Here is a 19,954-nt window from a genome sequence, read left to right as displayed (position 1 = left end):
ATGCGATATTTGTGGTCTTACGAATTTTCGGGTCTTTCGTCTTCACCACCGCAATCTGCGTCAGCAAATTGCTTGGGTGTTATATGGTCAAGCCTCACGGGCAATTAGTATTGGTTAGCTCAACGCCTCACAGCGCTTACACACCCAACCTATCAACGTCGTAGTCTTCGACGGCCCTTTAGGGGATTCAAGATCCCAGTGAGATCTCATCTTGAGGCAAGTTTCCCGCTTAGATGCTTTCAGCGGTTATCTCTTCCGAACATAGCTACCCGGCAATGCCACTGGCGTGACAACCGGAACACCAGAGGTTCGTCCACTCCGGTCCTCTCGTACTAGGAGCAGCCCCTCTCAAATCTCAAACGTCCACGGCAGATAGGGACCGAACTGTCTCACGACGTTCTAAACCCAGCTCGCGTACCACTTTAAATGGCGAACAGCCATACCCTTGGGACCGGCTTCAGCCCCAGGATGTGATGAGCCGACATCGAGGTGCCAAACACCGCCGTCGATATGAACTCTTGGGCGGTATCAGCCTGTTATCCCCGGAGTACCTTTTATCCGTTGAGCGATGGCCCTTCCATACAGAACCACCGGATCACTAAGACCTACTTTCGTACCTGCTCGACGTGTTTGTCTCGCAGTCAAGCGCGCTTTTGCCTTTATACTCTACGACCGATTTCCGACCGGTCTGAGCGCACCTTCGTACTCCTCCGTTACTCTTTGGGAGGAGACCGCCCCAGTCAAACTACCCACCATACACTGTCCTCGATCCGGATAACGGACCTGAGTTAGAACCTCAAAGTTGCCAGGGTGGTATTTCAAGGATGGCTCCATGAGAACTGGCGTCCCCACTTCAAAGCCTCCCACCTATCCTACACAAGCAAATTCAAAGTCCAGTGCAAAGCTATAGTAAAGGTTCACGGGGTCTTTCCGTCTAGCCGCGGATACACTGCATCTTCACAGCGATTTCAATTTCACTGAGTCTCGGGTGGAGACAGCGCCGCCATCGTTACGCCATTCGTGCAGGTCGGAACTTACCCGACAAGGAATTTCGCTACCTTAGGACCGTTATAGTTACGGCCGCCGTTTACCGGGGCTTCGATCAAGAGCTTCGCTTGCGCTAACCCCATCAATTAACCTTCCGGCACCGGGCAGGCGTCACACCCTATACGTCCACTTTCGTGTTTGCAGAGTGCTGTGTTTTTAATAAACAGTCGCAGCGGCCTGGTATCTTCGACCGGCATGGGCTTACGGAGCAAGTCCTTCACCCTCGCCGGCGCACCTTCTCCCGAAGTTACGGTGCCATTTTGCCTAGTTCCTTCACCCGAGTTCTCTCAAGCGCCTTGGTATTCTCTACCTAACCACCTGTGTCGGTTTGGGGTACGGTTCCCAGTTATCTGAAGCTTAGGAGCTTTTCTTGGAAGCATGGTATCAACCACTTCGTCGCCTGAAGGCAACTCGTCATCAGCTCTCGGCCTTGAAATCCCGGATTTGCCTAAGATTTCAGCCTACCACCTTAAACCTGGACAACCAACGCCAGGCTGGCCTAACCTTCTCCGTCCCTCCATCGCAATAACTGGAAGTACAGGAATATTAACCTGTTTTCCATCGACTACGCTTTTCAGCCTCGCCTTAGGGACCGACTAACCCTGCGTCGATTAACGTTGCGCAGGAAACCTTGGTCTTTCGGCGTGCGAGTTTTTCACTCGCATTGTCGTTACTCATGTCAGCATTCGCACTTCTGATACCTCCAGCAAGCTTCTCAACTCACCTTCACAGGCTTACAGAACGCTCCTCTACCGCATCATCATAAGATGATACCCGTAGCTTCGGTGCATGGTTTGAGCCCCGTTACATCTTCCGCGCAGGCCGACTCGACTAGTGAGCTATTACGCTTTCTTTAAAGGGTGGCTGCTTCTAAGCCAACCTCCTAGCTGTCTAAGCCTTCCCACATCGTTTCCCACTTAACCATGACTTTGGGACCTTAGCTGACGGTCTGGGTTGTTTCCCTTTTCACGACGGACGTTAGCACCCGCCGTGTGTCTCCCATGCTCGGCACTTGTAGGTATTCGGAGTTTGCATCGGTTTGGTAAGTCGGGATGACCCCCTAGCCGAAACAGTGCTCTACCCCCTACAGTGATACATGAGGCGCTACCTAAATAGCTTTCGAGGAGAACCAGCTATCTCCGAGCTTGATTAGCCTTTCACTCCGATCCACAGGTCATCCGCTAACTTTTCAACGGTAGTCGGTTCGGTCCTCCAGTCAGTGTTACCTAACCTTCAACCTGCCCATGGATAGATCGCCCGGTTTCGGGTCTATACCCAGCGACTAAACGCCCTATTAAGACTCGCTTTCGCTACGCCTCCCCTATTCGGTTAAGCTCGCCACTGAATATAAGTCGCTGACCCATTATACAAAAGGTACGCAGTCACCTAACAAAGTAGGCTCCCACTGCTTGTACGCATACGGTTTCAGGTTCTATTTCACTCCCCTCTCCGGGGTTCTTTTCGCCTTTCCCTCACGGTACTGGTTCACTATCGGTCAGTCAGTAGTATTTAGCCTTGGAGGATGGTCCCCCCATATTCAGACAAAGTTTCTCGTGCTCCGTCCTACTCGATTTCATTGATAAGAGATTTTCGTGTACGGGGCTATCACCCACTATGGCCGCACTTTCCAGAGCGTTCCACTAATCTCAAATCAACTTAAGGGCTGGTCCCCGTTCGCTCGCCACTACTAAGGGAATCTCGGTTGATTTCTTTTCCTCAGGGTACTTAGATGTTTCAGTTCCCCTGGTTCGCCTCTTGCACCTATGTATTCAGTACAAGATAACCAGCTTGTGCTGGCTGGGTTCCCCCATTCAGAGATCTCTGGATCACAGTCTGTTTGCCGACTCCCCAAAGCTTATCGCAGGCTACCACGTCTTTCATCGCCTCTGACTGCCAAGGCATCCACCGTATGCGCTTCTTCACTTGACCATATAACCCCAAGCAATCTGGTTATACTGTGAAGACGACATTCGCCGAAAATTCGTACGTTGCTCTTTCGAGCAGAACTCACAAATTTTACCTTAGCCTGATCCACCAGCAGTGAAACTGGTGTTCAGTCTATATCTATCACATATCCGAATTTTTAAAGAACGATCTGACAAAAGCCAGAAATCAACATTCGAAGCGAATGCTCATTTCCAGGTTCTGACCAGGAAAAACGTCTTCGACAATGAATCAAGCAATTCGTGTGGGAGCTCATCAGCAGGCTGATGTCGTCGATTAAGGAGGTGATCCAGCCGCAGGTTCCCCTACGGCTACCTTGTTACGACTTCACCCCAGTCATGAATCACACCGTGGTAACCGTCCCCCCGAAGGTTAGACTAGCTACTTCTGGTGCAACCCACTCCCATGGTGTGACGGGCGGTGTGTACAAGGCCCGGGAACGTATTCACCGCGACATTCTGATTCGCGATTACTAGCGATTCCGACTTCACGCAGTCGAGTTGCAGACTGCGATCCGGACTACGATCGGTTTTGTGAGATTAGCTCCACCTCGCGGCTTGGCAACCCTCTGTACCGACCATTGTAGCACGTGTGTAGCCCAGGCCGTAAGGGCCATGATGACTTGACGTCATCCCCACCTTCCTCCGGTTTGTCACCGGCAGTCTCCTTAGAGTGCCCACCATAACGTGCTGGTAACTAAGGACAAGGGTTGCGCTCGTTACGGGACTTAACCCAACATCTCACGACACGAGCTGACGACAGCCATGCAGCACCTGTGTCAGAGTTCCCGAAGGCACCAATCCATCTCTGGAAAGTTCTCTGCATGTCAAGGCCTGGTAAGGTTCTTCGCGTTGCTTCGAATTAAACCACATGCTCCACCGCTTGTGCGGGCCCCCGTCAATTCATTTGAGTTTTAACCTTGCGGCCGTACTCCCCAGGCGGTCAACTTAATGCGTTAGCTGCGCCACTAAAATCTCAAGGATTCCAACGGCTAGTTGACATCGTTTACGGCGTGGACTACCAGGGTATCTAATCCTGTTTGCTCCCCACGCTTTCGCACCTCAGTGTCAGTATCAGTCCAGGTGGTCGCCTTCGCCACTGGTGTTCCTTCCTATATCTACGCATTTCACCGCTACACAGGAAATTCCACCACCCTCTACCGTACTCTAGCTTGCCAGTTTTGGATGCAGTTCCCAGGTTGAGCCCGGGGCTTTCACATCCAACTTAACAAACCACCTACGCGCGCTTTACGCCCAGTAATTCCGATTAACGCTTGCACCCTCTGTATTACCGCGGCTGCTGGCACAGAGTTAGCCGGTGCTTATTCTGTCGGTAACGTCAAAACAGCAAGGTATTAGCTTACTGCCCTTCCTCCCAACTTAAAGTGCTTTACAATCCGAAGACCTTCTTCACACACGCGGCATGGCTGGATCAGGCTTTCGCCCATTGTCCAATATTCCCCACTGCTGCCTCCCGTAGGAGTCTGGACCGTGTCTCAGTTCCAGTGTGACTGATCATCCTCTCAGACCAGTTACGGATCGTCGCCTTGGTGAGCCATTACCCCACCAACTAGCTAATCCGACCTAGGCTCATCTGATAGCGCAAGGCCCGAAGGTCCCCTGCTTTCTCCCGTAGGACGTATGCGGTATTAGCGTTCCTTTCGAAACGTTGTCCCCCACTACCAGGCAGATTCCTAGGCATTACTCACCCGTCCGCCGCTGAATCAAGGAGCAAGCTCCCGTCATCCGCTCGACTTGCATGTGTTAGGCCTGCCGCCAGCGTTCAATCTGAGCCATGATCAAACTCTTCAGTTCAATACTGCTTGGGTTTTTAAGAAACCCTAAACTTGGCTCAGCAATCTCAAATGACTATGTGATTTCTCGCATGGCCACTTGTGATGCTGATAATCTTTTTGACTATCAGTCCGTACTCACAAGCACCCACACGAATTGCTTGATTCGATTTGTTAAAGAGCGTTTGGTTAAGAGCTTTTCGTCTCAACCGAGGCGCGCATTCTACGCTTTCCTCAGAGCCTGTCAAGCGTTTATTTTGAAGTTTTTTGCGAGAAACTCGTTTAGCTTCAAACACTTGGCTCGCTGCGATCTCTCGTAGCGGGAGGCGAATCATACAGCACTTGGAAGCGCTGTCAACCACCATTTCAACCGCTTTCGATCATTTGATCGTAGCCCTTCCAGCTTTTGCTTTCACTACTTAACTCATTGAATATCAAGGAGTTTTTCGTTCCGATGTCGCTGGAAGTGGGGCGCATTATAAGGGGATTCGAGAGGGCGTCAACCTTTAATTTCAAGAAAGTGAAATATAAGGGGGAAAGACCGTATCGGGGCTGCCAAGTGTTCGCCACGACAGTTTCAGCGCCTTTGAGATCGAGCGCCGCCCGCGCGGCGCTTCGCGGGTAAACCCGCTCCTACGTTTGTTTCGGGCCAATTATGCCTGGGGGATTCGCGCGCGAACGCCTTGGTGCCTGTCTCGATATCGCGTCGTACCAACAAGGCGGTCGCGCGCGCCAGGCACAGGAGAGACTGGCCAGAAACAAACGTAGGAGCGGGTTTACCCGCGAAGCGCCGCGCGGGCGGCGCTCGGTCTCATAGGCGGTGAATGTCTCAAGCCGGACGCGCGCGGCGCTCGATCTCACAGGCACTGCAAGGGTTGTGGCGGACACATCTCACCGCCAACACCCTCTCAAAACAGCCCCCTCCCCCTACAACAGCAACCACCAACCCCCAAAAACAAAGCGGGGAGGCCTACCGGCCTCCCCGCATCTATATAGCTACACCATCCAGGCAATCACTCAGCCTTGAGGGTAACCCGGCCAAACGACTTCTTGCCAGCCTGGCACACATGGGTAGCACCAAGGACAAACATGAAGTCCTTGTCGACCACTGCACCATCAACTTTCACCGCGCCGCTATTCAGCAAGTCTCGCGCCTGTGCCGAGTTCTTGACCAGACCAGCCCGGTTCAGCACCGCAGCAATTGGCAGGTCTTCCGCCGCAGCCACTTCGATCTCCGGCAAGTCTTCCGGCAGCTCGCCTTCCTTCATACGGTTACCGGCAGCACGGTGAGCATTGGCCGCAGCCTCTTCTCCATGGAAGCGCGCGACGATCTCTTCTGCCAACTTGATCTTGATGTCACGCGGGTTAGCACCGTTGGCGACGTCGGCACGGAATTGCTCGATTTCTTCCATCGAACGGAAGCTCAGCAACTCGAAGTAACGCCACATCAGGGTATCCGGGATAGACACAAGCTTGCTGTACATCACCCCTGGCGCTTCCTGGATGCCGACATAGTTGCCCAGCGACTTCGACATCTTCTTCACGCCGTCGAGCCCTTCGAGCAGTGGCATGGTCACGATGTTCTGCGCTTCCTGGCCATAAGACCGCTGCAGTTCGCGCCCCATCAGCAGGTTGAACTTCTGGTCGGTACCACCCAGCTCAACGTCCGCCTTCAGCGCTACCGAGTCGTACCCCTGCACCAGCGGATAGAGGAACTCGTGAATGGCAATCGGCTGGTTGGTGGTGTAACGCTTGTCGAAGTCATCACGCTCCAGCATGCGCGCGACGGTGTACTGCGAAGCCAGGCGAATGAAGTCGGCAGGGGTCAGCTTGTCCATCCACGTGGAGTTGAACGCGACTTCAGTCTTGGCCGGGTCAAGAATCTTGAAAACCTGCTGCTTGTACGTCTCGGCGTTCTCCAGCACCTGCTCGCGGGTCAGCGGCGGGCGCGTGGCGCTCTTGCCGCTCGGGTCGCCAATCATGCCGGTGAAGTCACCAATCAGGAAGATGACCTGGTGACCCAGCTCCTGGAACTGACGCAGCTTGTTGATCAGCACCGTGTGACCCAGGTGCAGGTCAGGTGCGGTCGGGTCAAAGCCAGCCTTGATGCGCAGAGGTTGGCCGCGCTTGAGCTTCTCCACCAGTTCCGACTCGACCAGTACTTCTTCCGCACCGCGCTTGATAAGCGCCAGCTGCTCTTCAACCGACTTCATAGACAAACCCGCAAGGCTCAGATTCAGGGGGAGCCAACCATACAAGATCGGCCGTCAAATACAAGTTTCGCAAAGGAATGTGACCCGAACACAGGCTTGCGGCGTCTACGCGCCCTTGCGTGAAAATGGATTTGGTTATATTTTATACAGTTATTTCATCTTCATCATGTCATTCATCTTTTCCATTTCACTTTTTTCAAAGTCACCTTGCCCATGACCAACGAACCGCCTAAAGCGCCCCCGCTTTATCCGAAGAGCCATCTGTTGGCCGCCAGCGGCATCGCCGCCCTGCTCAGCCTGGCTTTGCTGGTATTTCCTTCCAGCGAAGTGGAAGCCAAGAAAACTACCCTCAACCTCGAGCTCGAAAGCCCTGCCGAGCAGCTGAAAGACGAATCCCGCGCCGCGCCACTGGTGCAAAGTGAAGGTGAGCAAGGCTCGCCTTTCGCCCAGATCGAAGGGGCTACCCCCGAAACCCAGAAGGCCGATCAGCAGGCCCCGGCCGCTGAACCGGTTGCCGAGGCCGCCAAGGAGCCTGGTCACCGCGAAGTTACCGTGGCCCGTGGCGATACACTGTCAACCCTGTTCGCCAAGGTTGGCCTGCCAGCCAATGCAGTGCATGACCTGCTGGCAAGTAACAAGCAGGCCAAGCAGTTCAGCCAGCTAAAGCACGGCCAGGTGCTGCAGTTCGAACTCGACAAGGATGGCCAATTGGCCAGCCTGCACAGCAAGGTCAGCAACCTCGAAACCATTCAACTGACTAAGACCGCCAAGGGCTACACCTTCAATCGTGAAATCAGCAAGCCGGTGGTGCGTACCGCCTATGCCCACGGCGTGATCAAGAGCTCGCTGTCGGCATCGGCCCAGCGCGCCGGTCTGTCCCACAGCATGACCATGAGCCTGGCCCGCGTGCTGGGTTATGACATCGACTTCGCTCAGGACATTCGTCCGGGTGACGAATTCGACGTGGTCTATGAGCAGAAAGTGATGGACGGCAAGGTCGTCGGCACCGGCAATATCCTGTCCGCCCGCTTCACCAATCGCGGCAAGACCTACACCGCCGTGCGATATACCAATAAGCAGGGCAACACTGCCTACTACACCGCCGACGGCAACAGCCTGCGCAAGGCCTTCATCCGTACGCCCGTCGACTTCGCCCGCATCAGCTCGCGCTTTTCCGCCGGTCGCAAGCACCCCATCCTGAACAAGATCCGCGCCCACAAAGGCGTCGACTACGCGGCCCCCCGCGGTACACCAATCAAGGCAGCGGGTGACGGTCGCATTGAACTGGCCGGGCGCCGTGGTGGCTACGGCAATACGGTGATCATTCAGCATGGCAACCGCTACAAGACGCTGTATGGCCACATGCAGGGCTTTGCCAAAGGCATCAAGACCGGCAGTACGGTCAAGCAGGGCCAGATCATTGGCTACATCGGCACTACCGGCCTGTCCACCGGCCCACACCTGCACTACGAGTTCCAGGTCAACGGCGTGCACGTCGACCCGCTGAGCCAGAAGGTGCCTATGGCTGACCCGATTGCCAAGAACGAGCGTCAGCGCTTCCTGCAGCAGAGCCAGCCGCTGATTGCCCGCATGGATCAGGAAAAGGCCACCCTGCTCGCAGCGAACAAGCGCTAAGCCATGGCGCTCTACCTGGGGGTGATGTCCGGCACCAGCCTCGATGGCCTGGATATCGCCCTGGTCGAACAAGGCGAGCAGCTTGAACTGCTCGCCACCCACTACCTGCCCATGCCCCCGGACCTGCGCCAGGACCTACTGGCCCTGTGCAGCAGCGGCCCTGACGAGATTGCCCGTGCAGCACTGGCGGAAAACCGCTGGGCCAGCCTGGCCGGCGAAGGTATCTGCCAACTGCTGGCTCGCCAGGGACTGAAGCCCGAAGCCGTTCGCGCCATCGGCAGCCACGGCCAGACCATTCGCCATGAACCGGCCCGCGGCTTTACTGTGCAGATCGGTAACCCCGCACTGCTCGCCGAACTGACCGGCATCAGCGTGGTCGCCGACTTCCGCCGTCGCGATGTGGCTGCCGGCGGCCAAGGCGCGCCACTGGTACCGGCCTTCCACGAAACCCTGTTCAGCCAGCTTGGCCGACGCCTGGCAATCCTTAACGTAGGCGGTTTCAGCAACCTCAGCCTGATCGAGCAGGACAAGCCGGTTCATGGGTTCGATTGCGGCCCGGGGAACGTGCTGCTGGATGCCTGGATCGAGCGCGAGCACGGCCACGCCTACGATGCAGATGGCGCCTGGGCTGCCTCGGGTGTGGTTCAGCCCGGGTTGCTCAGCGCACTGATGGCTGACCCGTTCTTTGCCGGCAGCGGCCCGAAGAGTACCGGCCGCGAGGTGTTCAACCTGCCTTGGCTGGATCGCCACCTGGCCACCCTGCCGGCATACCGGGCCCAGGACGTGCAGGCGACACTGCTGGAGCTGACCGCACGCAGCATCATCGATTCGCTTGGCAAAGCCCAGCAAGGCACCGAGGCGCTGTTGGTCTGTGGTGGAGGCGCCCGCAACGGCGCGCTGATGGCCCGTCTTGGCCAGCTGCTACCTGCGGCCCGTGTCGCAAGCACTGGCGCCTATGGCGTAGACCCGGACTGGGTCGAAGCCATGGCCTTCGCCTGGCTGGCTCACTGCTGCCTGGAGGGCATCGCCGCCAACCGCCCCAGCGTCACTGCCGCCAAGGGCCTGCGCGTACTGGGCGCAATCTACCCGGCATAGCCGATACGCCAGAAAGCAAAACGCCGCGCAATTGCGCGGCGTTTTCGTATGCCCAACCCTTAGATCGAAAACGACGACCCGCAACCGCAGGTGGTCGCGGCATTCGGGTTCTTGATCACGAAACGCGAACCTTCCAGGCCTTCCTGATAGTCCACTTCGGCACCCGCCAGGTACTGGAAGCTCATCGGGTCGACCACCAGGGAAACGCCCTCGCGCTCGACAATGGTGTCATCTTCGGCCACGTCTTCATCGAAGGTGAAGCCATACTGGAAGCCCGAGCAACCACCACCGGTCACGAACACCCGCAGTTTCAGACGTTCATTGCCTTCCTCATTGACCAGGTTTTTCACCTTCTGGGCTGCCCCATGGGTGAACTCCAGACCGGTAGGGGTGAAGGTTTCGACGCTCATGTTGATTCTCCCGGCGCGGTAGCCGCCATAAAACTCGATGACGCGCATTATCCGCTTTCCCGAGAAAATCGGTCAAGAATTGTGCGGCTTTAGTCGCGACCTGCAAAAAGGCCCGCACGACGCGGGCCTTTTCCAATGCTGGCGGACTTACGGCAGCAAGCCGGCATGGGACAGGCCCATGCGCTCATCCAGACCGAACAGAATGTTGAGGTTCTGCACCGCCTGGCCGGAGGCACCCTTGACCAGGTTGTCGATCACCGAAAGCACCACCACCAGATCACCACCCTGCGGACGATGAACGGCAATGCGGCAGACGTTGGCACCACGCACGCTACGGGTTTCCGGATGGCTGCCTGCTGGCATCACGTCGACGAACGGTTCATCGGCGTAGCGTTTCTCGAACAGCGCCTGCAGGTCGACCGAGGTATCGACCACGTTCGCGTACAGGGTGGCGTGGATGCCACGGATCATCGGCGTCAGGTGCGGCACGAAAGTCAGGCCGATGTCCTTGCCCGCGGCCAGGCGCAGGCCCTGGCTGATCTCCGGCAAGTGGCGATGGCCCTTTACCGCGTAGGCTTTCATGCTTTCGCCGGCCTCGCAGAACAGCGAGCCCACTGCCGCACCACGACCAGCGCCGCTGACACCCGACTTGCAGTCGGCTATCAGGCGCGACGGGTCAGCCAAGCCCGCCTCCAGCAGCGGAAGGAAGCCCAGCTGGGTTGCAGTCGGGTAGCAACCCGGCACAGCGATGAGGCGTGCCTGGCGGATCTTCTCGCGGTTGACTTCGGGCAGGCCATAGACTGCGTCCTTGAGCAGCTCTGGCGCGCCATGGGGCTGACCGTACCACTTGCCCCACTCAGTGGCATCCTGCAGACGGAAGTCGGCCGACAGGTCGATCACCTTGGTGCCAGCCGCCAGCAGCTCACCGGCCAGGGCGTGGGCAACACCATGCGGCGTGGCGAAGAACACCACATCGCAGGCGGCCAGAGCCTTGCTGTCCGGCACGCTGAACGCCAAACCGTCATAGTGGCCGCGCAGGTTCGGGTACATGTCCGCCACCGCCACGCCCGCCTCGGAGCGCGAAGTGATGACCGCCACTTCGGCCTGTGGATGCTGTGCCAGCAGACGCAACAGTTCGACGCCGGTGTAACCCGTGCCGCCGACGATACCGACCTTGATCATAACGCTTGCCCCTTATCAACGAGCCGTCTGGAAAGCGCACGATAATAGGGGCGCAGGGCGCCTGTAACAACTCTTCGGGTGACCCTTCGGGCGCCTGACCACTACTATCTGACGACCGTGACTATCTGAAGGAACTCCCTCCATGCTTTACCTATGGATCAAAGCGCTGCATATCGTCAGCGTGGTCTGCTGGTTCGCCGGCCTGTTCTACCTGCCCAGGCTGTTCGTCTACCACGCCCAGAGCCAGGACAGCATCAGCCAGGAACGCTTCGTGACCATGGAGCGCAAGCTGTACCGCGGCATCATGAACCCGGCGATGATCGCCACCTACGTGTTTGGCGCCTGGATGCTGTACCTCACCCCCGGCTGGCTGAGCCAGGGGTGGCTGCATGCCAAGCTCACCCTGGTCATCCTGCTGACCGGCTACCATCACGTGTGCGGTGCCCAGCGCAAACGCTTCGCCAACGGCACCAACACCCGCAGCCACGTTTACTATCGCTGGTTCAACGAAGTGCCCGTGCTGATCCTGCTGGCTATCGTCATTCTGGTGGTGGTGAAACCGTTCTGACATAGCCACCCGCTCAAGGAGCCTTGCCATGTCGCTACCTGCCTCGCTCGAACAACGCCTGCGGCTGCCCGTGGTTGCCGCGCCGATGTTCCTCATCTCCAACCCCCAACTGGTGCTGGCCTGCTGCGCCAGCGGCGTGGTTGGCAGTTTCCCGGCCCTGAACCAACGCGACAGCGCTGGCTTCAAGGCCTGGCTGGAAGAGATCGAGGCTGGCCTGGCTCAACTGCAGGCGCCAGCGCCCTACGCCGTCAACCTGATCGTCCACCCGACCAACCCGCGCCTGCAGGCCGACCTAGCCTTGTGCGTGGAGCACCGGGTGCCGATCGTCATCACCAGCCTGGGCGCGGTGAAGGAAGTGGTCGATGCCGTACACGGCTACGGCGGCCTGGTGCTCCACGATGTCACCACCCGCCGGCATGCCGAAAAGGCCGCCGAAGCCGGTGTCGATGGCCTTATCGCCGTCGCCGCAGGCGCGGGCGGCCATGCCGGCACCTGGAGCCCGTTCGCCCTGGCCGCAGAAATTCGCCAGTTCTTCGACAAGACCCTGCTGCTGGCTGGTTGCATTAACCACGGCCACGAGATCCTGGCCGCACAACTGCTGGGGGCGGACCTGGCGTACATGGGCACGCGCTTCATCGCCACCACAGAAAGCCAGGCTCAGGGCGCCTACAAACAGATGCTGCTGGATGCCCATGCCGCCGACATCATCCACACACCCGTGGTGTCCGGCATCCCCGCCAGCTTCCTGCGCCAGAGCCTGGAGCAGGCCGGCTACGACATGAACGCCCTCAAAGCGGGGCAGGTGCAAGGCAAGCTCAAGCCGATCGATGACGAAGCCAAGGCCTGGAAGACCGTATGGTCAGCGGGCCAGGGCGTCGGTGCCATCCATGACCTGCCCAGCGCCAGCGCATTGATCGAGCGCCTGCATGGCGAGTACCGGCAAGCCCTGGAGCACTGCCAGGTTCTGCGCGCCCGCGCCTTGTAGCAAAAGGCAACACCTTGCACGGGCAAGTTGTACACTAGGCGCCCTCTTCCGCCCCCAGGAGCCTTGCATGACCCGTTACGCCATGATCACTGGTGCTTCCAGCGGCCTGGGCCTGGCCTTGGCGGAAGCGCTGGCACGGCGCGGGCGCAATCTGATCCTGGTGGCACGCCAACGAGAAACGCTGGAGCCTGTTGCCATCGAGCTGACTCAGCGTTTCGGCGTCGAGGTGCTGTTCCGCGCCTGCGACCTCAGCCAGCCGCTGCGCCTTTCAGGCTTCGTGCTAGAGCTGGAAGAAGGCGAGCGGCGTATCGACTTGCTGGTCAACTGCGCGGGCTTGCGCACCTATGGGCCGTTCCTGGCCCATGAATGGGCCGACGAACAGGATCTGCTGGAAGTCAACGTGCTGGCCCTGAGCCGCCTGTGCCATGCCATCGGTAACCTGATGGCTGTACAGGGTGGCGGGCAGATTCTCAACGTCGCCGGCCTGGCCGGGGTGGCGCCTGGCCCATGGATGGCCGCCTATGCCGCCAGCAAGGCCTACGTGTTGAGCTTTTCCCAGGCCCTGCGCGAAGAACTCAAGCGCACCGGCATCAAGGTCTCGGTACTGTGCCCTGGCCCGGTACGTTCCGCACGCCGGCGCATTGCGCGGCTCGATGGCAAGCCGCGCTGCCTCAGCCCCGAGGAAGTGGCGCTGTACACCGTGCGGGCACTGGACAAGAACCGCGCACTGATCATGCCCGGCCGGCGCAACCGCTGGCTGGCGTTCGCACCGCGGCTGCTGCCGCGCTGGCTGGTGCGCAAGCTGGCCGGGGCCATCCACCGCCGCTATTGCCCCTCAGGCATGGAATAGCCACTGGGCGAGCGGCTCACGGCTGAGTACACTCGGCCCGACCCTCACCATGGAGCAAGTGCTGTGGACGATCTATTCCTCAAAATCATCAACCGGGAAATCCCGGCAGATATCATCTATGAAGACGACCAGATCCTGGCCTTCAAGGACATTGCACCCGCGGCACCGGTACATTTTCTGGTCATCCCGAAAAAGCACATTCGCACCCTCAATGACCTGACCGAAGAAGACAAGGCCCTGGCTGGCCACATCCTGTTCACCGCCCAGCGCCTGGCTGTCGAACAAGGCTGCGAGGAAGGTTTCCGTGTGGTCATGAACTGCAACCCCAAAGGCGGCCAGACCGTCTACCACATCCATATGCACGTGCTTGGCCAGCGCCAGATGAACTGGCCTCCGGGCTGACCCACGGCAAGCGACCCCGCCGCTATTGCGGTAAACTGTCGGGCACATTCTTGCGGAGGTGCCCGATGGCTACCGAACGTCACTACTCGCCGCTCGACCGCTTGTTGCTGCAGGCCGATACCGCCATGCGCACCTTGCTGCCCTTCAGCGGCCAACCCACCCGGCCATCGCCGGCCATCGTCCAGCCAGACGCTGACCTAGACGAGCAGCAGGCCCGTCATATTGCCGGGCTGATGCGCATCAACCATACCGGTGAGGTCTGCGCCCAGGCGTTGTACCAAGGCCAGGCCCTGACCGCCAAGCTGCCCGAAGTGCGCAAGGCCATGGAGCATGCCGCTGAGGAAGAAATCGACCACCTGGCCTGGTGCGAACAGCGCATTCGCCAACTGAACAGTCACCCGAGCGTGCTCAACCCTCTGTTCTACGGCATGTCGTTCGGCATTGGCGCACTGGCCGGGCTGGTCAGCGACAAGATCAGCCTGGGCTTCGTCGCCGCTACCGAACATCAGGTGTGCAAGCACCTCGACGAGCACCTGGAGCAGCTCCCGCACGAAGATGAAAAATCCCGGGCCATTCTCGAGCAGATGCGCATCGACGAAGAGCAGCACGCCGAGTCTGCACTGGAAGCCGGTGGTTATCGCTTCCCGGCCCCCGTCCGCTTTGGCATGAGCTTGCTGGCCAAGGTCATGACCAAGAGCACATACCGCATCTGAAGGCATCACCATGACGGATCGATTCGACGCCAAGGACCTGGCGCGCGCCGTGCAAGCAGGCATTCTCCAACCAGGCCAGGACCAAAGCCTGTTGGCATTCCTGCGCCAGCAACCCGCACCACGTGGCAGCTTTCAGCTGGCCCATGTTGCCTTCTACTTTGGCGCCATGCTGATCATGGCGGCCCTGGGCTGGTTGCTCACCGAGGCCTGGATGAGCCTCGGTGACGGCGCGCTGTTGATCATCGCCAGCCTCTATATCCTGTTGATCACCTTGTTCGCCCTCAATCTGCAACGCCGCGCCCAGCCCGTCGCCGCTGGCGTGCTGGCAGCAGTAGCAGTCAGCATCGTACCGCTGGCGGTATTCGCTATCGAACGCATGCTCGGCTGGTGGCCACTGGACGATGCGCAGGCCGACTACCACCAGTACTACACCTACGTGCAGGGTGGCTGGCTGGCGATGGAAGCAGCCACGGTGCTTGCCGGGCTGCTGATGCTGCGGTTGATCCCCTACCCGTTCGTCGTCATGCCAATGGCCGTAGCCTTGTGGTTCATGTCGATGGACCTTAGCGAGTGGTTCTTCGGCTCACCGTTCAGTTGGGAGCAGCGTCGCCAGGTATCCCTGTGGTTTGGGCTGGGCTTGCTGGTGGTGTTCCTCGTGATAGACGGCCGCACGCGTGAAGACTACGCCCGTTGGGGTTACCTCGCCGGGCTGGCAGCATTCTGGGGCGGGTTGACGCTGCTGGACAGCGGCAGTGAGTTGGGCAAGGCCATGTACTGCCTGATCAACATTGCGCTGATGGGCATGGCGGTGCTGCTGCGTCGGCCGGTGTTCATGGTGTTTGGTGCGCTGGGGGTGGCGGCTTATCTGGGATATCTGTCGTACGAGGTGTTTGCCCAGTCGCTGCTGTTCCCGGTGGTGCTGACCATGATCGGGCTGGGGGTTATCTGGCTTGGGCTGGTTTACCAGAAGCGCCGGGAGCGGTTGAGCCAGGCGCTGAGAAGCAGTCTTCCGCAATGGTTGCGGATGGCCCTTCCGGCCCTGCGCAACTGAAACTCGCCCGGGCCGCGGGTGGGAGCGGGTTCACCCGCTTCCACAAGGGCTGCAAAGCGGCCCCGGAATCTCAGCCTTAACCCAGCTCTACGATTTCATACCCATGGGTAATCTCAACCCCGGCACGCTCGAGCATGATCGAAGCCGAGCAATACTTTTCCGCCGACAGCTCCACCGCCCGCTTGACCTGCGCTTCTTTCAGCCCACGCCCCTTCACCACGAAGTTCATGTGAATCTTGGTGAACACCTTCGGGTCTTCGCTGGCGCGCTCCGCCTCCAGAAATGCCTCGCAGCTTTCCACTGCCTGGCGCGACTTCTTCAGAATGCTCACCACGTCAAAGCTGCTGCAGCCACCCAGGCCCAGCAACAGCATTTCCATCGGTCGCACGCCCAGGTTGCGGCCGCCAGCCTCGGGCGGGCCGTCCATTACGACGACATGGCCGCTCCCCGATTCGCCGAGGAACATTGCCTCACCGGCCCACTGGATACGTGCCTTCATCTACCCGGACTCCTGATTTTCGGAAAAGGGTGTCAGCTTAGACCTTGTGCGGCTGTGGGAAAAGCACGAGATGTGTCGGTTTAGTACCGAAACATCTCGTAGTGTCTGATAAGCTGGCGCCAAATGACTGGCGCTCGCCGTCAGCCAACCTCTAAAAAAAGCCTATGCGTCATATCGAACAGGATTTCGTGATGGTTGCCTCCGCCCTACCCGCCAAGATAAAGAACATCGACAAGCTGCTGGTACACTGCCAGCGCCGCCGCTACACCGCCAAAAGCAATATCATCTGCGCCGGCGACCGGGCCGAGACACTGTCGTTCATCATCAAGGGTTCGGTCACCATCCTCATCGAGGACGACGACGGCCATGAAATGATCATCGCCTACCTCAACCATGGCGATTTTTTTGGCGAGCTAGGCCTGTTCGAGCCCGTTGATGGCGAGCAGCAGCGCAGTGCCTGGGTACGCGCCAAGACCGAATGCGAAGTGGCCGAAATCAGCTACGAGAAGTTTCGCGAGCTGGCGCGCCAGGACCCGGAAATCCTTTATGCCCTGGGTAGCCAGATGGCCCAGCGCCTGCGCAACACTACGCGCAAGGTTGGCGATTTGGCATTTTTCGACGTGACCGGGCGAGTTGCCCGTTGCCTGCTGGAACTGTGCAAGCAGCCCGACGCCATGACCCACCCCGATGGCATGCAAATCAAGATTACCCGTCAGGAAATCGGCCGAATCGTCGGTTGCTCTCGGGAAATGGTCGGCCGCGTTCTCAAGGACCTCGAGGAACGCAGCCTGGTGCAGGTCAAGGGCAAGACCATGGTGGTCCACGGTACCCGCTAGTCCTTGGGCAACTCGGCCAGCACCTTGGCGTAGGCCTGCGAAAGGCGCTCGAACCAGGGCGCTGCCGGCGCCACTTCGTGCAAGGCGATGTGCGCATCAGCGCGACAGCGTTGCTCCAGCTCACAGCACTCGTTGAAGCGGTTGACCGCCGCCACCATCGACTCACGCTCGTTGTCCAGCAGCAGCGCACCGTGCACCAGCACCACAGGGCGTTTGCCACCCAGGCCCTGACGCCAGCGCTGGGCGGTACCCACCAATTTGCGGCCATTGAGGTTGACGTTGTAGCGGCCATCGCAGAAGGCCCCGTCGATTTCCCCGACTGACGCTACGCCGCCCCACTCGCGCAGCACATCACACAGCGGCAGACACAGGCGCTCGTAGGCATTTTCGATACGGCCGTGGTCGCCTTCACTGCGCGGTGCGGCGTAGACCAGTGCAACGTTCACCGTCGAATGCGACTGAGGCACCGGCTCGCCGCCGGTTTCTCGCAGCAGCACCGGCCAGCCAGCAATAGCCAATTCCGCGCAGGCGACCTCGAAGTTGCCCAGCCGGCTCATGCGCCGAGGCATGACCAGCGCGTGGTCGGTGGGGCGCCAGAACAGCACGCCACTTTCGCGTTCGCCACGGCAGACGGCGGCCAGCAGTTCCTGCTCGGCGTGCAGGCCTTGTTCGACGCTCAGGGCCAGGGGTTGATCGGTCATTGATCCACCTATGATGTTGATTTCACTGGCCTCTTCGCGGGTAAACCCGCTCCTACGAAAGGGCGCGTACCCGTGTAGGGGCGGGCCTACCCGCAAAGAGGCCATTACAGGTACAAAAAAGCCGGCAAAAACGCCGGCTTCATTTGATCAGTCCAGTTGCTGAACAGTCTTCTTCACCTGCTCGGGGAAGAACAGCCGCTGTAATTCCAGGCCAGGCTGCTCGGCGCGCATGAACGCCTCACCCACCAGGAACGAGTAAACCTCGTTGATTGCCATCAGCTCCACATCGGCCCGGTTGAGAATACCGCTTTCGGTAATCGCCAGACGGTCACGCGGAATGCGCGGCAGCAGGTCAAGGGTGGTTTCCAGGCTGACCTCGAAGGTGTGCAGGTTGCGGTTGTTCACCCCAACCAGCGGCGTATCCAGGGTTTTCAGCGCGCGCTCCAGTTCATCGCCATCGTGCACTTCCACCAGCACGTCGAGGCCGACGTCCTTGGCAGTGGCGGCCAGTTCAGCCATCTTCACGTCATCCAGCGCCGACACGATCAGCAGTACGCAATCTGCCCCCAGGGCCCGGGCTTCGACGATCTGGTAAGGGTCGACCATGAAGTCCTTGCGGATCACCGGCAGCGAAACCGCCGCGCGGGCCTGCTGCAAGTACTCATCGGCACCCTGGAAATAATCGACATCGGTCAACACCGACAGGCAGGTGGCCCCGCCCTTCTCGTAGCTGACCGCGATTTCCGCTGGCACGAAGTGCTCGCGGATCACGCCCTTGCTTGGCGAAGCCTTCTTGATTTCGGCAATCACCGCGGGCTGCTTGCGCTTGGCCTGCTCGATCAGCGCGTTGGCGAAGCCTCGCGGGGCGTCAGCGGCCTTGGCCAGGCCCTCCAGCTCGGCGAGGCTGACGCGCGCACTGCGCTCGGCCACTTCCTGAAACTTGCGGGCAATGATCCTTTCCAGCACCGTCGGCACACTCATGCTTCGTTCTCCACCTTGAATACTGCAGTAAAGGCACCCAATTCCTGCAGCTTTTCCCAGGCCAGGCCGGTGTGCAGTACATCATGGGCCAGTTCTACACCGGCTTTCAGGCTCATGGCATGGTCGGCTGCGTACAGTGCCGCGCCAGCATTAAGCACGATCATCTCGGCGGCCTTCTGACCGTTCTCGGTCTTGCGCCGGCCCAGCGCATCGCGGATCAACTCCAGCGAAGCCTGCGGGCTCTCGACAGCCAGGCCATGAAGGCTCTGGCTCTTCATGCCGAGGTCTTCCGGCTCTACCCAATATTCAGTGATTTCGTCATTTTTCAGTTCGGCGACGAAGGTGGGTGCAGCCAGGCTGAACTCGTCCAGACCATCCTTCGAGTGCACGACCAGCACATGCTTGCTCCCCAGGCGTTGCAGCACCTCAGCCAGCGGGCGGCAAAGGGTTTGCGCGAACACACCGACCACCTGGTGCTTCACTCCGGCCGGATTCGTAAGCGGGCCGAGCATATTGAACAGGGTGCGCAACCCCAGTTCTCGACGTGGGCCAGCGGCATGTTTCATGGCCGAGTGGTGACTTTGCGCGAACATGAAGCCAATGCCCAGGCTGTCGATGCAGCGTGCCACTTGAGTTGGCGTCAGGTTCAGGTAGATGCCGGCAGCTTCCAGCAGGTCGGCACTGCCGCTCTTGCCCGAGACTGCGCGGTTACCATGCTTGGCCACCGGGCAGCCCGCCGCCGCCAGGACGAAGGACGAAGCGGTGGACACGTTGAAGATGTTGGCGCCATCACCCCCGGTACCGACAATATCGACGACACCATCGAGGCTTTGCAGCTCGACCTTTTCGGCCAGCTCGCGCATCACCGACACCGCACCGACGATCTCGTCGATGCTTTCGCTTTTCATGCGCATGCCCATCAGGAAAGCGCCTATCTGCGCCTCGCTGCACTGACCGGTCATGATCTGGCGCATGACCTCGCGCATTTCTTCGGTAGTCAGGTCCAACTGGCCGACGATACGGCTCAACGCACTCTTGATATCCATGTTC

16 protein-coding genes and 2 rRNA genes are annotated in these 19,954 nt (G+C 59.2%); 9 read left to right on the top strand and 9 right to left on the bottom strand.

Translation table 11 applies throughout. From position 1 onward, the window contains the following. Positions 1-83: 83 nt before the first annotated feature. From ACI7M0_RS02140 to tyrS, 3 genes are all read right to left on the bottom strand, one after another. A 23S ribosomal RNA gene (locus ACI7M0_RS02140) occupies positions 84-2,976 on the bottom strand. Positions 2,977-3,268: 292 nt separating this feature from the next. Then, positions 3,269-4,805 (bottom strand): 16S ribosomal RNA (locus ACI7M0_RS02135). Together the 16S and 23S rRNA genes form the textbook arrangement of a ribosomal RNA operon. A 991-nt stretch (positions 4,806-5,796) precedes the next feature. Next, on the bottom strand, positions 5,797-6,996 hold the full coding sequence (gene tyrS / locus ACI7M0_RS02130; protein ID WP_104960687.1) for a tyrosine--tRNA ligase: 1,200 nt from the start codon (positions 6,994-6,996) through the stop codon (positions 5,797-5,799). Positions 6,997-7,209: 213 nt separating this feature from the next. Here tyrS and ACI7M0_RS02125 point away from each other — a divergent pair, with 213 nt between their 5' ends. Together ACI7M0_RS02125 and ACI7M0_RS02120 are read left to right on the top strand one after the other, a co-directional pair. Next, complete coding sequence (locus tag ACI7M0_RS02125) at positions 7,210-8,631, top strand: peptidoglycan DD-metalloendopeptidase family protein (protein ID WP_104960686.1); 1,422 nt, start codon at positions 7,210-7,212, stop codon at positions 8,629-8,631. A 3-nt stretch (positions 8,632-8,634) separates the two neighbouring features. Next, the gene (locus ACI7M0_RS02120) at positions 8,635-9,726 is read left to right on the top strand and encodes an anhydro-N-acetylmuramic acid kinase (protein WP_129933071.1); all 1,092 of its coding nucleotides are present in this window, start codon (positions 8,635-8,637) and stop codon (positions 9,724-9,726) included. 59 nt (positions 9,727-9,785) lie between these two features. On the opposite strand, the gene erpA is transcribed toward ACI7M0_RS02120, so the two are convergent. Together erpA and argC are read right to left on the bottom strand one after the other, a co-directional pair. Further along, a complete protein-coding gene (gene erpA / locus ACI7M0_RS02115) occupies positions 9,786-10,136 on the bottom strand; it encodes an iron-sulfur cluster insertion protein ErpA (protein ID WP_003255511.1) in 351 nt (116 codons plus the stop codon). A gap of 147 nt (positions 10,137-10,283) precedes the next feature. Next, a complete protein-coding gene (gene argC / locus ACI7M0_RS02110) occupies positions 10,284-11,318 on the bottom strand; it encodes an N-acetyl-gamma-glutamyl-phosphate reductase (protein ID WP_019472953.1) in 1,035 nt (344 codons plus the stop codon). 142 nt (positions 11,319-11,460) lie between these two features. On the opposite strand from argC, the gene hemJ reads away from it, so the two are divergent. The 6 genes from hemJ to ACI7M0_RS02080 all read left to right on the top strand — a co-directional run bounded on the left by hemJ (position 11,461) and on the right by ACI7M0_RS02080 (position 15,887). Further along, positions 11,461-11,886 (top strand): protoporphyrinogen oxidase HemJ, encoded by a 426-nt coding sequence (gene hemJ / locus ACI7M0_RS02105; RefSeq protein ID WP_010951764.1) that lies wholly within the window; start codon positions 11,461-11,463, stop codon positions 11,884-11,886. Positions 11,887-11,914: 28 nt separating this feature from the next. Continuing rightward, the gene (locus ACI7M0_RS02100) at positions 11,915-12,871 is read left to right on the top strand and encodes a nitronate monooxygenase family protein (RefSeq protein ID WP_010951763.1); all 957 of its coding nucleotides are present in this window, start codon (positions 11,915-11,917) and stop codon (positions 12,869-12,871) included. 67 nt (positions 12,872-12,938) lie between these two features. After that, on the top strand, positions 12,939-13,721 hold the full coding sequence (locus ACI7M0_RS02095; protein ID WP_010951762.1) for an SDR family oxidoreductase: 783 nt from the start codon (positions 12,939-12,941) through the stop codon (positions 13,719-13,721). Between the two features lie 63 nt (positions 13,722-13,784). After that, positions 13,785-14,123 (top strand): histidine triad nucleotide-binding protein, encoded by a 339-nt coding sequence (locus ACI7M0_RS02090; RefSeq protein ID WP_003255518.1) that lies wholly within the window; start codon positions 13,785-13,787, stop codon positions 14,121-14,123. A 65-nt stretch (positions 14,124-14,188) separates the two neighbouring features. Beyond that, complete coding sequence (gene coq7 / locus ACI7M0_RS02085) at positions 14,189-14,836, top strand: 2-polyprenyl-3-methyl-6-methoxy-1,4-benzoquinone monooxygenase (protein ID WP_129933069.1); 648 nt, start codon at positions 14,189-14,191, stop codon at positions 14,834-14,836. A gap of 10 nt (positions 14,837-14,846) precedes the next feature. Next, a complete protein-coding gene (locus ACI7M0_RS02080) occupies positions 14,847-15,887 on the top strand; it encodes a DUF2157 domain-containing protein (RefSeq protein WP_129933067.1) in 1,041 nt (346 codons plus the stop codon). A 76-nt stretch (positions 15,888-15,963) separates the two neighbouring features. Here the strand turns inward: ACI7M0_RS02080 and ACI7M0_RS02075 are convergent, their stop codons facing one another. Next, positions 15,964-16,386 (bottom strand): OsmC family protein, encoded by a 423-nt coding sequence (locus tag ACI7M0_RS02075; RefSeq protein ID WP_004376171.1) that lies wholly within the window; start codon positions 16,384-16,386, stop codon positions 15,964-15,966. Between the two features lie 191 nt (positions 16,387-16,577). Here ACI7M0_RS02075 and crp point away from each other — a divergent pair, with 191 nt between their 5' ends. Continuing rightward, positions 16,578-17,222, top strand: a complete 645-nt coding sequence (gene crp, locus ACI7M0_RS02070) for a cAMP-activated global transcriptional regulator CRP (protein WP_010951759.1) — start codon at positions 16,578-16,580, stop codon at positions 17,220-17,222. Here the strand turns inward: crp and ACI7M0_RS02065 are convergent. The 3 genes from ACI7M0_RS02065 to trpD all read right to left on the bottom strand — a co-directional run bounded on the left by ACI7M0_RS02065 (position 17,219) and on the right by trpD (position 19,950). Next, complete coding sequence (locus tag ACI7M0_RS02065) at positions 17,219-17,923, bottom strand: lipoyl protein ligase domain-containing protein (RefSeq protein WP_014589460.1); 705 nt, start codon at positions 17,921-17,923, stop codon at positions 17,219-17,221. The two genes, crp and ACI7M0_RS02065, sit on opposite strands and share 4 nt — an antisense overlap. Positions 17,924-18,070: 147 nt before the next feature. Continuing rightward, complete coding sequence (gene trpC / locus ACI7M0_RS02060) at positions 18,071-18,904, bottom strand: indole-3-glycerol phosphate synthase TrpC (RefSeq protein ID WP_003255528.1); 834 nt, start codon at positions 18,902-18,904, stop codon at positions 18,071-18,073. Beyond that, positions 18,901-19,950, bottom strand: coding sequence for an anthranilate phosphoribosyltransferase (trpD, locus tag ACI7M0_RS02055; RefSeq protein WP_010951756.1), 1,050 nt, complete (start codon positions 19,948-19,950; stop codon positions 18,901-18,903). The genes trpC and trpD overlap by 4 nt, the downstream gene beginning before the upstream one ends. Between the last annotated feature and the right edge of the window lie 4 nt (positions 19,951-19,954).

Source organism: Pseudomonas sp. 10(2024) (assembly GCF_045164175.1).
Classification (GTDB): domain Bacteria; phylum Pseudomonadota; class Gammaproteobacteria; order Pseudomonadales; family Pseudomonadaceae; genus Aquipseudomonas; species Aquipseudomonas alloputida.
Note: the sequence above shows the minus strand (reverse complement) of the source record. Positions and strands in the feature narration are given on the sequence as shown.

Bases quoted from the DNA above. Each gene is read 5' to 3' on its own strand.
- tyrS (WP_104960687.1), bottom strand. From the start codon at position 6,996: ATGAAGTCGGTTGAAGAGCAGCTGGCGCTTATCAAGCGCGGTGCGGAA.
- ACI7M0_RS02125 (WP_104960686.1), top strand. From the start codon at position 7,210: ATGACCAACGAACCGCCTAAAGCGCCCCCGCTTTATCCGAAGAGCCAT.
- ACI7M0_RS02120 (WP_129933071.1), top strand. From the start codon at position 8,635: ATGGCGCTCTACCTGGGGGTGATGTCCGGCACCAGCCTCGATGGCCTG.
- erpA (WP_003255511.1), bottom strand. From the start codon at position 10,136: ATGAGCGTCGAAACCTTCACCCCTACCGGTCTGGAGTTCACCCATGGG.
- argC (WP_019472953.1), bottom strand. From the start codon at position 11,318: ATGATCAAGGTCGGTATCGTCGGCGGCACGGGTTACACCGGCGTCGAA.
- hemJ (WP_010951764.1), top strand. From the start codon at position 11,461: ATGCTTTACCTATGGATCAAAGCGCTGCATATCGTCAGCGTGGTCTGC.
- ACI7M0_RS02100 (WP_010951763.1), top strand. From the start codon at position 11,915: ATGTCGCTACCTGCCTCGCTCGAACAACGCCTGCGGCTGCCCGTGGTT.
- ACI7M0_RS02095 (WP_010951762.1), top strand. From the start codon at position 12,939: ATGACCCGTTACGCCATGATCACTGGTGCTTCCAGCGGCCTGGGCCTG.
- coq7 (WP_129933069.1), top strand. From the start codon at position 14,189: ATGGCTACCGAACGTCACTACTCGCCGCTCGACCGCTTGTTGCTGCAG.
- ACI7M0_RS02080 (WP_129933067.1), top strand. From the start codon at position 14,847: ATGACGGATCGATTCGACGCCAAGGACCTGGCGCGCGCCGTGCAAGCA.
- ACI7M0_RS02075 (WP_004376171.1), bottom strand. From the start codon at position 16,386: ATGAAGGCACGTATCCAGTGGGCCGGTGAGGCAATGTTCCTCGGCGAA.
- crp (WP_010951759.1), top strand. From the start codon at position 16,578: ATGGTTGCCTCCGCCCTACCCGCCAAGATAAAGAACATCGACAAGCTG.
- ACI7M0_RS02065 (WP_014589460.1), bottom strand. From the start codon at position 17,923: ATGACCGATCAACCCCTGGCCCTGAGCGTCGAACAAGGCCTGCACGCC.
- trpC (WP_003255528.1), bottom strand. From the start codon at position 18,904: ATGAGTGTGCCGACGGTGCTGGAAAGGATCATTGCCCGCAAGTTTCAG.
- trpD (WP_010951756.1), bottom strand. From the start codon at position 19,950: ATGGATATCAAGAGTGCGTTGAGCCGTATCGTCGGCCAGTTGGACCTG.